The organism is Pseudomonas sp. JDS08PS003, from assembly GCF_045013505.1.
In the GTDB taxonomy this organism is placed as follows: domain Bacteria; phylum Pseudomonadota; class Gammaproteobacteria; order Pseudomonadales; family Pseudomonadaceae; genus Aquipseudomonas; species Aquipseudomonas protegens_B.
This window is the reverse complement of record NZ_CP120724.1, coordinates 6204217-6217520: the sequence shown is the minus strand read 5'-3', so window position 1 is coordinate 6217520 and position 13304 is coordinate 6204217. Positions and strand designations below refer to the sequence as shown.

The window sequence follows — 13304 nt, the reverse complement described above, 5'->3', positions numbered from 1 at the left end:
TCACGAAAAAGGGCACCTCTAGAGGTGCCCTTTTTCGTTTGTCTGCAAAAAAGCGCTGAATCAAGGGGCCGCCCGGGAGGCAGCCGCCTTGTTGTCAGCCGAGGGGCAGTTCCTCCCAGGCCTTGCGTTGTTCAAGCAGGCGCTGTTCGAGGGTGACGATGGCCTGTTTCACCTGTTCCACGCATTCCGTGACCATGTCCAGGGACAGGTCAGGGCTCAGGCAGGCATCTTCTAGCTGGCGACAGCTCTCTACCAATTGTTCGCCCTTGACCACGCGCGCAGCACCCTTGATGCGGTGCGCCAACTCTGCCAGCTCGGCTGTCGCCTGCTTCTGGAGCGAGGTGTCGAGGCTCTGCATGTCCGTGCGATTGTTGCTGAGCAACTCACTCAAAATGTGATGCAACATCGTCGGTTCGCTGCCCACCAAGGTATGCAAGGACTCCAGGTCGAATACCCGGGGAGAGCGGGCGCTGGCTGGCTTCGGGGGCTGTTGGTTCTCGCGTTCCCCCTCATCGGCCTGTCCCATGGACAGCAGACGTTCTTCCAGCTCGTCCAGGCTGATGGGTTTGATCAGGCAATCATTCATTCCCGCCTGGATGCAACGCTCCACTTCCTCCTGCTGGGCGTCGGCGGTCAGGCCGATGATCATCATTGGCTCGCAGGCGTTGTCCCGTTCCTCCTGGCGAATTGCCCGGGTCATCTGGGCGCCATTCATGATCGGCATGTGACAGTCGGTGATGATCACGTCAAAGGCCTGCTCACGCCAGAGATGCAGTGCTTCCAGGCCGTTCTCCGCCTCGAACACGTCATGTCCGAGAAAGCACAGTTGTTGCTGCAGGACCTGGCGGTTCACCGGATGATCGTCCACCACCAGAATCTGCAAACGGTACATGTGGCGCTTCCTGACCTGAGGCGGACGCTCAGAGGTGGCCACGCGCTCCAGTGCTTGCAGGCGCAGCTCCACATCCACCCGGGTGCCATGGCCCAGGGCGCTGCTCATCGACACCTGTCCACCCATCATTTCGCACAGGGAACGGCAAATCACCAGGCCCAGGCCTGTGCCCTCGATGTTCTGCACATTGCGCTCTACTTGGGCGAACGGTTGGAACAGATGCTGCTGGCTGCAGGGAGAAATACCAATTCCCGAGTCTTCGACACTGAGCCTGACCCGTAGCAAAGAGTTTTCCACCAGATCGCCGGAGATGGTCACCTTGATAAAGCCGGCTTCGGTGAACTTGATGGCATTGCTCACCAGATTGGACAGGATCTGCTTGAAGCGCATCCCGTCCACCAGCACGTCGCCGTTGATGCTGGAGTCGATCTCGAGGATCAGGCTCAGGCATTTCTGCCGGGCGAGTCCCTCGAATACCCGGGCCACCGACTCCACCAGTTCGCGCAGGTTGGCGCGTTTTGGCGAGAGGCTCAGGCGTCCGGACTCGATGCGGGCGATGTCGAGGATATCGCCGATGAGCTCCAGCAGGCTTTTGGCCGAGCTGTAAGCGATTTCAATGCTGGAGCGCTCGATCCGATCGCTGTCGGCGCGTTTGAGCGCCAGTTCCAGAATGCCGATGATGGCGTTCATCGGCGTGCGTATTTCATGGCTCATGGTGGCCAGGAAGGTGGTCTTGGCCCGGCTGGCCTCGTCGGCGAGATTCTTCGCCTCCTTGAGCTCCTGGACCAGATGACGGTGCTTGGTAATGTCCAACCAGCCACAGATCACGCCCTTAGTGACACCGTTGGCGTCCTGGAATGGCTGAATCCAGTGCTCGATCCAGACGTCCTTTCCCTGCAATTGCACGGCATACACGGAGGTAATGGTCTTGCCGTCGTTGATCGCTTGCAGGTAGTTCTGGTGCAGGTCGGGCTCTGCTGAAAAGTGCTCATTGGGCAGTTGCTGCACGGTCTTGTTCAAGACTTCTTCGGCAGTCAGCCCGACGCTCTGCAGATAGCTGCGGTTGCAGGACAGCATGTTGCCTTCGATGTCCCGGATATAGAGGGCCGGAGGCATGTTTTCTGCCAGGGTCTCGATAAAGCGCAATTGTTCATTGAGGGTTTTCTCGGCCTTGACCCTGCGGCGCAGATAGACGACCCAGAGCAGCGACAGTAGAAGCAGCAACGAAGCGCCGGCAATGATCTCGGCGATCATCAACGCATAGTCGCGCCAGGTTTCGCTGCTCATGCCCGGTGGCGATCGCCAGTGGTTGGCGATGGCGTTCAAGTCGTCCGTCGGGAGGCTGATCAGTGCCTTGTCGAGGATGGACTGCAGTTCCGAATCGCTTCGTCGCAGGGCAAAGCTGGCGGTTGCCTGGCTGGTGTGAATCAGGTCGGCAACCGCCAGGCGATTCTGGAACAGGCGGACAATGTAGTAACGCGAGGCCGGTAATGACACCACTGCGGCATCGGCGCCGCCGGCATAGACCATGTTCATGGCGTCCAGCGAGGTACCAACTTCGATCACTTCGGCTTTCGGGTAGAGCTTGCGCACATGTTGCAGTGTCACGTGCCCGCTAGGGATGGCCAGGCGCTTGTCTGTCAGGTCCCCTGGCCGTTGTGCCTTGCCTTCTTTGTCGGTCTGGGTCACGAGGACGAAGGGGCTGGTCAGAAAGGGACGGGTAAAGCGCAGGTTGTCCTCACGTTGTGTACTGGCGGTCATGATGGCCAGGTCGGCCTCTGATTTGCGCAAGGCTTCAATCTGTTCCGGGTAGCCGCCGTTGCGAGCGGTGACTTGGAAGTACAGCCCGGTGCGCTGTGATATTACTTCCAGCAGTTCAGCGGTGACGCCCGAGAAAATGCCGTTAGCGTCGAAGAAGGCAATGGGCGCCAGGTCGTCATTGATCACCAGGCGTATCACCGGATTACGGGCGATCCAGCGCGACTCTTCAGGCGTCAGTGCCACCTTTTCGTCCGACGGAATGAAGCCGCTACCTACCCAGCGTCGACTCAGGCTGAGGAGCTTTTCCTTACCGATAGCGTCGATGCTCTGGTTGAGAATCCGCAGCAGGCGCTGGTTATCCTCTTGCAGCGCATAGCTGTAGCCGCCTCGGGAAAAGTCGGCGAAGCGCTCGAACTTGAGAAAGCCGTAGTAGGAACGATTGATACGGAAGTAGGCGCTGAGGACATCGTCCACGTACATGTCGGTATGACCAAAGGCGGCTGCGGCTATGGCCTCGTCATGGGTGGGATAGACCATCAAGCGGGCCAAGGGAAAGCGTGACTGCAGTTGCGCGCTGTGTTCCTGGGCCACAGAAACTCGTAATCCGGCCAGATTGGAGGGCGATTTGCGTGACTCATCATTGCGTTTGAACAGCGCCAAACGACCCTCGGCGAAAGGTCGGCTGAACCTGATGGCGTCGGCAGGCGGCTCGGAGCTGAAGCTGCCCAGCAGGTCGATGTTGTCAGTCTGCAACGCCTGCATGGCCTCGGCCCGGGTGGCGAAGGGTACGATCTTGATGCGAACCCCGAGCATCTGCCCAATCAAAGCGCTGACGTCAGCGGTAATGCCCTCGTAGTGATTGTCGTTGTAGCTGACGTTGAAGGGGGGCGGTTCTGTAGTCACGGCGCCGACTTTCAGTTCCGACTTGTGGCGCAGCCAGCGCCAGTCTTCATCCTCAAGGGCGAGGTCGTGGTGATCGAGGCGTACCGTGCTGTACAGCGTATTGGGCAACGTCGGAGGCTGGGCCGCTGCCGGTTGAGCACTCAATATCGCCAAGCAGATAAAAAGCCAGAAAAGTCGTGAATGCATGATCGCTTCAGATAGTAGGGGGCCAGATGACTCTATCAATGAGTAACAACGCAATGAGCGCGGGGCGGACGGTACAGGAACCTGTGCGACGGGTCGCCACTTTGATCTGTTGTCACAAGGGACTAACGGGTGCAGTAGGCAATGAAATGACTTTCCGGCATCGGCCGTGCGAACAGAAAACCCTGGGCTACTTCGCATCCCAGCTCCAGTAGGCGATCCTGCTGCTCGCGGGTTTCCACTCCTTCGATAATCAACGACATGCCCAATGAGCGGGCGAGCGCCACCGTATAGCTGATGACGGCGCTGCGTCTGGGTTGATGCCCCATCTTGCGCACGAAAGTGCCGTCAAGCTTGATCTGGCTGAAGGGCAGCTCGCACAGGCGATCCAGGGAGGAGTAGCCCGCACCGAAATCGTCCATGGCCAGGCCGCAGCCCATCACCCGCAGGCGTACCAGGTTCTCCAGGCTACTGGCGGGGGCGCTGATCAGGCTGGTTTCGGTGATTTCAAAGGTGATGCTGCTGGGTGGAACCTGAAACAGCGTGAGCAGTGAGGCGATGGATTCGGTCAGAGTCTGGGACGCCAGCTGTGATGGATGCAGATTGAACGAGAAACCCAGGGGGATGCCTTTTTGCGCCAGTTTGCGGCGCAGGGCCAGGCCCTGGTCGAACAGCTGCCAGAACAGGCGGTCCAGCAAGCAGTGGTGTTCCATGATGTGCAGGAAGTGTGAAGGCGGCAGTACTCCCAACTGTGGATGATTCCAGCGAGCCAGCGCTTCCGCACCCTGCAGAGACGCGTTGTCGAGTGTCACCTTGGGTTGGTAGTAGGGTTCGAATTCGCCGTTGTCCAGGCCGCGAATCACGTCCGTCAGGGTGGGGAGTTCGGACTTTTTCAGCGTTGTGACCAGACTGTGGCGCTGGTTCTGATAACGCGTCAGCAAGGTGGTCAGACGCTCCAGATTGAAGGGCTTGCCCAGATCACCGAGGAAGTTCAAGCCCAGGCGCTTGATCATCGAGACGGTGGTGTGTCGCAGAACCGGATCGATCTGGCTGCACAGGATCACCGAGTGCAGCTTTGCGCTTTGGCTGGCATGGCGCAGAAATGCCAAGCCGTCCATTCCGGGCATTTTCAAGTCACAGATGGCAATGTCCATCCTTTCGCACTGCTCCAGCAGCGCGAGTGCCTCACTGCCACTGGCCGCCTCATGCACCTGCCCGGGCATCACTTTTTTCAATGCCGTGACGGTAACCAGGCGTTGCAGCGGTTCATCTTCCAGAACCAGAACATTTAAATGTCGCATTGCCGGCTCATGTCATTATTTGACGGTCATAGTGCTTAAGGCTCTTGAGTCGCGGCCATGAGGCAAATCCCCATGTACAGTAGGAAATTTCCTATTGAAAAATCAGACCGTCTGATTCCTTAAGGAGAAGTCATTAACCCCTTGTATCGTTGGTTATTTGCCAGGAATCTGAATTTTCTGGGGGGCATCAAGGTATTACACACGCAATACCTATATGACATCAGCGTTTTATACAGATACGTAAGTTGCAGCTGATTGAGGTGCGGTTACGTATATTTTCCGGGCGGTCCGGCTCACCCGAAGGCCGGGTTTTTAAGGTGAAGTGACAATATGCACAGCGTATTGATAGTTGACGATCATCCCGTTGTTCGGCTCGCCGTTAAGGTTTTGCTGGAAAAGAACAACATGCGGGTGGTGGCCGAAACAGACAATGGATTGGATGCGCTGGAGCTGGTGCGCGAGCATGGGCCGGATGTGGTGATCCTTGATATCGGTATTCCCAAACTGGATGGCCTTAAGGTGCTTGCGCGCATCAAGGCACTGGGCCTGCCTACTGAAGTGCTGGTGCTGACCTCGCAGTCGATTGAGAGCTTCTGCCGACGCTGCATTCAGCTTGGTGCTCGGGGCTTTGTCAACAAGGAGGAGGACTTGGGCAATCTGGTAGTGGCTCTGAATGCAGTGTTGGCCGGTTACACCTTTTATCCGTCCCTGGCTTTGGACGTTTCCATTCCCGCAGCGGAGCAGCAGTCCGAGGCCGAGCAGATAGGCCAGCTGACCGATCGGGAAATGATTGTGTTGCAGTACCTGGCACAGGGTTATTCCAACAAGGCCATTGGAGAAAAACTGTTCTTGAGCAACAAGACAGTCAGCACCTACAAGACCCGACTGTTGCAGAAGCTGGGGTTGGGGTCGCAAGTAAGCCTGGCGGAGTTTGCCAAGCGCAATGCGTTGATTCCGTGAAGTGAACAGGGTCGGCTACTTGTAATGTCTGGTTTCACTTAGTTGTGTCTGTATCGCAACTGAACCATGGGGGCATGCTGATTTTGTTCTTTCTGCATGACTTGAAAAGTGCCAGGGCAGGCACCTAAGTGAAATGGACGGCATATGTTTTGATTGGGTTTCAGGGCCCATCCTGGATAAGCCCTGAAAGCTCTTGTTGCTTAAGATTTTTCTTGTTGGATTTCAGCGGTAATCGCTGCACTCTTCACGGTTTTTTTGCTTTGCAGATGCAGAGTCATCAAGAGAGCATTGAATATCCGAGCCGGGCGGTTCTGATCGTCGCTTCAGCGGTCGATGATGTTGTGCTGTGGTCCATAGGGTAGCCGGGTGATGTTTTCCGCGCCCAGGGAACTGACGATCAGAATGTCGTGCTCCCGATAGCCACCGGCACCTGGCCTGCCTTCGGGCAACCTGATCATCGGCTCCATGGACACCACCATGCCGGGCTCCAGCACTGTGTCCACGTCCTCACGAAACTCCAGCCCGGTCTCGCGTCCGTAGTAGTGATTGAGGATGCCGAACGAGTGGCCGTAGCCGAAGGTTCGGTATTGCAGCAGGTCGTGTTCCAGGTAGATTTCGTTCAACTCTCGGGCAATGTCGCTGCAGCGGACGCCGGGTTTGATCAACCGCAATCCGGCCTCATGCACCTTGAGGTTGATTTCCCAAACCCGCAGATGAGCGTCGGGGCAATGGCCAAGGAACAGTGTGCGCTCCAGCGCGGTGTAGTAACCGGCGATCATCGGGAAGCAGTTGAGGCTGAGGATCTCTCCCGGCCTGATTCGCCTCGAGGTCAGCGGATTGTGTGCGCCGTCGGTATTGATCCCTGATTGAAACCAGGTCCAGGTGTCCATCAATTCGGCTGCGGGAAAGGTCCTGGCGATTTCCCGAACCATGGCCTGTGTGGCGTGCAGGGCCACATCGTACTCCGGCACCTGATCCTGCAGGGCGTCGATGGCGGCGGCCCCACCGATGTCGGCGATGCGTGCGCCCTGGCGGATCAGCGCCTGTTCTTCTGCTGACTTGAGCATGCGCATGGTCATGCACTGCGCGGCGATATCCAGTAGTTGTGCCCGGGGATATAGCTCGACGAAGGCTTGGTGGCTGGGCAGGGTGAGCTGGTCGAACTCCAGGCCCAGCCGTGTTGCCTGGGGCAAGGCCTGTTTGACCGCAACGAAGAAATTGCCCCGTTGCCAGTCGGTGTAGACCACCTGAGCATCACAGACTGCGCGACGCCCAGGCTGCCCTCCGTCGATATTGGCGCTGATCAGCACCGTGCGCTCCCGGGTCACTACCAGGGCGTACTGGCGGCCGAAAGAGCAATACAGGAAGTCGGCGTAGTAGTTGATGTTGTGATACGAGGTGAACAGCGCCGCGTCGATATCCTGTCGGGCCATATAGGCTCGCAGCGTGCTCAGGCGCTGGGCGTACTCCTGCGCGGAGAAGGTTGAAGGGACTTTTTCACCGTTGCGGATCTGAAGGGTCTTGGGCATCTGCATGGCACGGGTCCTTGTCTGCAATGAGCGATGCGCGGCGCCACACTCGGGTGGGCCATGAAGTGGCATTGCAACAGATAGGGGCGGTGCAGGCATGCGTGGTACCGACCTTGAGGTGGTCGCCAGCGCTGCTTTTCAAAGGGGCTGGGTGAGGGTGCAACATGGGCCTCGCTCATGAAGAGCACGTCGACGGCGGGTAGCACAACCTGGTAGTTCTTATAGGTTTTGCCTGGCCGGTTCCTATCGAGCGTGGCATTCTAGGCCCTGCTGTTAAGGATCAGACAGTAAGGAAACTGAACGGATGCAAAGCAGGCTCGCGGAAGTTAACACACGTCTTTTGCCAGGAAACTCATTGCATGAGCGAATGGCGGGGACCATGGACATGGCCTCGGCGCTGGGGTTCGATGCCCTGGTTTACGACTACAGTCCGGTGCCCTTTGATCAGCAAGGCGAGCTGATCATTCCCAGTGCAATGGTCTGCAATACCCCAAAGGACTGGCTGGAGCTCTGGTGCGACGAGGGGTATTACCATATCGACCCGGTCCAGCAGGTGGCTCTGGACAGCACCTCTCCCTTTATCTGGTCCTACAGGCCCGAGGCGGAAACCGTCTTGCGCCAGGCCATGGGTCAGCAGCACGCGCCGGTATCGAGTTACCTGCAGCATCATCAGATGTCCCATGGCATGACCGTTCCCATCCACTTGCCTGGGGGTGGTTTCGCCAGCCTGACCGGTTTGCGCTCGGGCAGTACCCAGGTGGCCTTGCATGACCTGCAACAGGTCCTGAGGGATTTCACACTTCTTTCTCATGCGCTGCAGGAACACCTCTATCCGCAGCTCAGTAAAAGTATTCGCAGCTATCCGGTTCAACTGACCAGGCGTGAGCGCGAGTGCCTGAAATGGGCGGCCGAGGGCATGACCTCCGGCGAAATTGCTGAGCGCCTGCAGCGTTCCGTGGCCACCATCAACCTGCATCTGACCTCGGCGATGCACAAGTTGGGCGCCAAGAATCGGGTTCAGGCCGTGGTTCGAGCAGTTCACTATCGTTTGTTGGAAAACTGAAGCGAGCACAAGTGGCCCTGTCTTATCGCTGATGCTGGGTGCAGGCCGAAGATTGAAAGACACAGGGTGATCGTCATCAGGGAGTGATGCGCAATGAAAGCAAGTAAACCACCACAGGAAGGTTATGCCTCCTTTGGCTCCTGGCAGACCTGGTATCGGGTGACGGGGGATCTGCGGAATGGTCTGACGCCCCTGGTGATACTGCACGGTGGCCCGGGCTGCACTTATGACACTGTGGATGCCTTCAGGGATGTGGCTGCCAGTGGCCGGGCAATCGTTCAGTTCGATCACCTCGGCAGTGGATTCTCCACTCACCTGGAGGGCAAGCCCTCTTCATTCTGGAGCGTCGAGTTGTATCTGGAGGAGCTGAACAATCTTCTGGATCACCTGCGCATCAGTGAGGATTACGCCTTGCTCGGGCATTCCTGGGGTGGGGCTCTGGCCAGCGAGCATGCCGCGTTGGCCCCAGCGGGCCTGCGTGCCCTGATCATTGCCAATGCTCCGGCCGACATGCGGACCTGGCAGGCTGAAACCCTGGGTTTGCGTGAGGCTTTGCCAGAGGGGGTCTTGCAGACGCTGATTGGCCACGAACAGGCTGGAACCCTCCATAGCGCCGAATATGTGCAGGCCTCGCAAGTATATTTTGAGCGGCACGTTTGCCGGCTTCGGCCTTGGCCGGAAGAGGTGGTGCGAATCTTTTCCAGGGGATGTTGCGCTACCGCGATGGAAGGTGCGCCGCAGCGGGCTGAGAACTTCCCTCTACTGAGCAACCTGCAGGACTGGAGCATTGTCGAGCGCCTGCCACGGATCAAGGTGCCGAGTCTGCTGATCTCAGGACGTTACGACGAAGCGACTCCAGCAGTGGTCAAGCCCTATCTGGAGAACGTTCCGGACATCCGCTGGGCACTGTTCGAGAACTCCAGCCACATGCCTCATATCGAGGAGCGGGTTGCCTGTATGGGAACGGTGGTGAGCTTTCTGGATGAGTGCCTCTAGCCCGCCCATGCGCCCCGCTACCTTGCGTAGCGGGGCGTACGTTCAAGCGCTTAGTGCAACTTCAAGCGTGGGTCGGTGCCTCGTCCAATCCGGCTGCCGAGCATCAGCATCGCCGTGCGGAACACCCCGTACAGGGCCATCTGGTGCATGCGGTAGAGCGAGATGTAGAACATCCTCGCCAGCCAGCCTTCGAGCATCACACTGCCGGTGAGATTGCCCATCAGGTTGCCCACCGCCGAGAAGCGCGAGAGGGAGATCAGCGAGCCGTAGTCGGTGTACTTGTAGGTCGGCAGATCCTTGCCTTCGATGCGCAGTTTCAGCGACTTGGCCAGCAATGAGGCTTGCTGGTGCGCAGCCTGGGCCCGTGGCGGCACATTACGGTCGCTGCCCGGTTGCGGGCAGGCGGCGCAGTCGCCGAAGGCGAAGATGTTCTCGTCACGGGTGGTCTGCAGGGTTGGCAGTACCTGGAGCTGGTTGATGCGGTTGGTTTCCAGGCCGTCGATGTCCTTGAGGAAACCCGGCGCGCGAATGCCTGCTGCCCACACCTTGAGGCTGGCGGGAATGGTTTGGCCATCAGCGGTGATCAGACTGTCGGCGGTGACTTCACTGACTGACGCGTTGGTCAGTACTTTGACCCCGAGTTTCTCCAGGGTCTTGTGCACCGGCCCGCTGATGCGCTCGGGCAGGGCCGGCAGCACCCGTGGCCCAGCTTCGATCAGGGTGATGTGCATGTTTTCTGGGAGGATCCGGTCCAGACCGTAGGCGGCCAGCTCATGGGCGGCGTTGTGCAGTTCCGCCGCCAACTCCACACCGGTGGCACCGGCGCCGACGATGGCTACGCTGATCTGTTCCACGGCATCTGTCTGCCCGGCGTGGGCTCGCAGGTAGTGATTGAGCAGTTGCTGGTGAAAGCGCTCGGCCTGCTTGCGGGTGTCGAGGAACAGGCAATGCTGGGCGGCACCCTGGGTGCCGAAGTCGTTGGTGGTACTGCCCACGGCGATCACCAAGGTGTCGTAGCCCAATTCACGGGCCGGCAACAGTTCTGTGCCTTCCTCGTCATAGGTGGCAGCCAGTTGGATCTTTTTCTGTTGACGATCGAGCCCGCTCATACGGCCCAGCTGGAACTCGAAGTGGTTCCATTTTGCTTGGGCAACGTAGTTGAGTTCGTCTTCAGAGGAGTTCAGTGAGCCGGCGGCCACTTCATGCAGCAGGGGTTTCCAGATATGGGTCAGGTTGGCGTCCACCAGCATCACACTGGCGGTGCCGCGCTTGCCCAGAGTCTTACCCAGGCGGGTCGCCAACTCCAGGCCGCCGGCGCCGCCGCCAACGATGACAATACGATGAGTCATGGGGATATCTCGCAAGGCTAAAAGAAATCGGTGCAGTCAACCGAGCGAGCGCGATGCAGCTCATAGCGTCAGGTAACTGATAAAACGGCTCAACAGGCCCAGGGCGACCGTCACCACGACCACCACCACAAGGAGCATCCACGGCCGAAAGGGCCGGCGCTCGACTCGGTGCTGGGGCAGTTGCAGGTATTCTTCGACATGGCGTTGGTCGTCGGGGTTCAGGCGGCTGCTCATAAAGGGCCTCGTCAGGTAGACGTCGCAACACAGGGGAATGTTACAGCGCGATGCAATCGAGCATTTACCGAGCATAGCCGCTGCCGCGTGGGGGCTCGATGACGAGGTCCCGGCGTTGGCAGGCAAGAGCGCTTTTTTACCATTGCTCGGGATATTGCGCCATGCCCACGGGAGGCGGATTGACGGACTTTACAAACTGATGCCGACGTCGAAAACGATACTGCGGCCCAGGTTGCTGCGCAGAAACTCCGGCGCATCCGGGTGGGCGAACAGCACCCGGGCGAAGGTCGGTCCCACCAGCGACAGCGACCGCCAGCCCTGGCGCAGGTATTCGGTGGGCGGTGGGAAGTGGCTGTTCAGGTCCAGCACTTCGCGCTTGAGGGCGGCGAAGGCAATGATGTCCAGTTCCCCCAGGTCCATCCCCCGCTCCTTGTAGTTGTGGGCCTTTTTGCGCAGGGTCGGCGCCAGGCGCAGCAACAGTTCGTTGGCCGGGATGCGCTTGGGCTTGGCTTCGCGCCGTACCAGTTGGCTCAGGGAAAATGCGCTGCGCCGGCGTTGCAGCTCGTCGCGCCATTCATCATTGAGTCGGCGGCCTTCATCAAGGACGAAGAACACCTCGAAGCTGGCATCGCGAAACAGCACATCCGGCGGCTCCTGCCCAGCGGCGCTGAATTCGTCGTTGCGATAGGGAATATTCAGGCCTTGCAGCAGGCGCTGGCAGACCCAACGCTCACGCTCCCATTTGCGGGCATTGGACAGAAACGCGTTGGCTTGTTCGGCCTGAATGGTGAGCAGGCGCAAAAAATCTGAGTCATCCATATTCCCAAGCTTAGCGCTCAAATATGACCTTAAAAACTACGCTTCTCGAAAAACCTCTGCACCCGGTCTCCGGCAGTGCCTGCTGGAGGCTGCCAAGGGGCGGTGTAGACTGTTTGCCGTCCTACCCCTCGATAAGGAGTGTGCAGTGAAGCGCTGGTCAATTCTGTTGCTGGGCCTGTTGCCCTTGTGGGCCCAGGCCCTTGAAGTCGGTGAGCGTCTGGCACCCTGGACCTTGCTGGATCAGTTCGATCAAGCCTACAGCCTCGATTCCCAGGCGCAGATCCTTCTGGTGGCGCGAGGTATGGACGCGGCCAAGGTGGTGAACGGGGCGCTCAAGGACAAGCCCAAGGATTATCTGCAGGCGCGTCACGGGGTGTTTGTCGCGGATATCCAGCGCATGCCAGCGCTGATCGCCAAGCTGTTCGCGGTGCCGGCCATGCGTGACTATCCCTACCGGGTGATGCTCGACCGCGAAGGGCGTGTGGCCTCTCGTTACCCTGCCGCCGAGGACAAGGTCCTGTGGCTGCAACTGCAGGATGGCCAATTGGTGTCTCGGCAGGAATTCGCTACCGTCGAGCAACTGCAGGCCGCGCTGGAGAAAGTCCGGCCATGATCAGCGCGGCGCTGCTGTCACCGGAAAGCCTGAGCATCGGCTGGCTGCTGTATGTGGCGGTAGTGATCTGGGCGGTGCTGAGGGCGCCCTGGGTCGAGCTGTTCACCGATAGTCGCCGTCAGCATTTACTGTTCGGAACAGTGTTTGCGCTGTTTCTGCTGTGGTTGGTGCGCCGGGATTTCGACACAGGAGTGTCCTATCACTTCATCGGCATGACGGCGGTGACCTTACTGCTGGACTGGCCTCTGGCGATTGTCGGTGGCCTGATTGCGCAACTGGGGTTGCTGGCCCTGGGGCGGCAGGACCTGGCGGCGCTGGGGGTCAATGGCGTTTTGCTGATCCTGTTGCCGGTGGCGGTAACCGAGGCCTGTGCCTGGCTGGTGGAACGGGCCCAGCCGCGCAACCCCTTCGTCTATATCTTCTGCTCCGGGTTCTTCGCGGCGGCCCTGTCGGCGCTGTTCTGCCTGCTTTGCGGCCTGGGGCTCTTGTGGCTCGACGGGCGTTTTGTCATGCCCGAATGGCTGGAGGATTTTGTCGGTTACCTTTGGCTGATCATCTTTCCGGAGGCATTTATCAACGGCATGGTGATCAGTGCCCTGGTGGTGTTCTGCCCGGAATGGCTGGAAACCTTCAATCGCACCCGCTACCTCTCTGCGCCCTGGAAGGATGAGGACCCGCGCCCTTGATCCATATCAACTCCG

The 13304-nt window shown here is 59.0% G+C and carries 11 protein-coding genes; 5 read left to right on the top strand and 6 right to left on the bottom strand.

Annotation, left to right across the window (positions count from 1 at the left end):
• Positions 1-94: 94 nt before the first annotated feature.
• Together P7C00_RS27700 and P7C00_RS27695 are read right to left on the bottom strand one after the other, a co-directional pair.
• On the bottom strand, positions 95-3742 hold the full coding sequence (locus P7C00_RS27700; RefSeq protein WP_404937695.1) for a transporter substrate-binding domain-containing protein: 3648 nt from the start codon (positions 3740-3742) through the stop codon (positions 95-97).
• Positions 3743-3864: 122 nt separating this feature from the next.
• Positions 3865-5040, bottom strand: a complete 1176-nt coding sequence (locus P7C00_RS27695) for an EAL domain-containing response regulator (RefSeq protein ID WP_346636004.1) — start codon at positions 5038-5040, stop codon at positions 3865-3867.
• A 330-nt stretch (positions 5041-5370) separates the two neighbouring features.
• On the opposite strand from P7C00_RS27695, the gene P7C00_RS27690 reads away from it, so the two are divergent.
• Positions 5371-6000 carry a response regulator transcription factor gene (locus P7C00_RS27690; RefSeq protein ID WP_346636005.1) on the top strand — a complete coding sequence of 210 codons (630 nt, stop codon included), beginning with the start codon at positions 5371-5373 and terminating at the stop codon, positions 5998-6000.
• 323 nt (positions 6001-6323) lie between these two features.
• Here the strand turns inward: P7C00_RS27690 and P7C00_RS27685 are convergent, their stop codons facing one another.
• The gene (locus P7C00_RS27685; RefSeq protein ID WP_404937694.1) at positions 6324-7535 is read right to left on the bottom strand and encodes a M24 family metallopeptidase; all 1212 of its coding nucleotides are present in this window, start codon (positions 7533-7535) and stop codon (positions 6324-6326) included.
• 298 nt (positions 7536-7833) lie between these two features.
• Between P7C00_RS27685 and P7C00_RS27680 the strand changes: the two genes are divergently transcribed.
• Both P7C00_RS27680 and P7C00_RS27675 read left to right on the top strand, forming a co-directional pair.
• Positions 7834-8592, top strand: a complete 759-nt coding sequence (locus P7C00_RS27680) for a LuxR family transcriptional regulator (protein ID WP_346636007.1) — start codon at positions 7834-7836, stop codon at positions 8590-8592.
• Positions 8593-8685: 93 nt separating this feature from the next.
• Positions 8686-9588, top strand: a complete 903-nt coding sequence (locus tag P7C00_RS27675) for a proline iminopeptidase-family hydrolase (protein ID WP_346636008.1) — start codon at positions 8686-8688, stop codon at positions 9586-9588.
• 50 nt (positions 9589-9638) lie between these two features.
• Here the strand turns inward: P7C00_RS27675 and P7C00_RS27670 are convergent, their stop codons facing one another.
• From P7C00_RS27670 to P7C00_RS27660, 3 genes are all read right to left on the bottom strand, one after another.
• Positions 9639-10937 carry an NAD(P)/FAD-dependent oxidoreductase gene (locus tag P7C00_RS27670; RefSeq protein WP_102865469.1) on the bottom strand — a complete coding sequence of 433 codons (1299 nt, stop codon included), beginning with the start codon at positions 10935-10937 and terminating at the stop codon, positions 9639-9641.
• A 60-nt stretch (positions 10938-10997) separates the two neighbouring features.
• Positions 10998-11171 carry a DUF3094 family protein gene (locus tag P7C00_RS27665; protein WP_043274580.1) on the bottom strand — a complete coding sequence of 58 codons (174 nt, stop codon included), beginning with the start codon at positions 11169-11171 and terminating at the stop codon, positions 10998-11000.
• A gap of 189 nt (positions 11172-11360) precedes the next feature.
• Positions 11361-11990: a DUF1780 domain-containing protein gene (locus P7C00_RS27660; protein ID WP_123724495.1), complete on the bottom strand. Its 630-nt coding sequence runs from the start codon at positions 11988-11990 to the stop codon at positions 11361-11363.
• A 145-nt stretch (positions 11991-12135) separates the two neighbouring features.
• Between P7C00_RS27660 and P7C00_RS27655 the strand changes: the two genes are divergently transcribed.
• The gene (locus P7C00_RS27655) at positions 12136-12603 is read left to right on the top strand and encodes an FAD/FMN-containing dehydrogenase (RefSeq protein ID WP_346636009.1); all 468 of its coding nucleotides are present in this window, start codon (positions 12136-12138) and stop codon (positions 12601-12603) included.
• The gene (locus P7C00_RS27650; RefSeq protein WP_346636010.1) at positions 12600-13289 is read left to right on the top strand and encodes an energy-coupling factor ABC transporter permease; all 690 of its coding nucleotides are present in this window, start codon (positions 12600-12602) and stop codon (positions 13287-13289) included. Before P7C00_RS27655 ends, P7C00_RS27650 begins: the two co-directional genes overlap by 4 nt.
• The last annotated feature ends 15 nt before the right edge of the window (positions 13290-13304 follow it).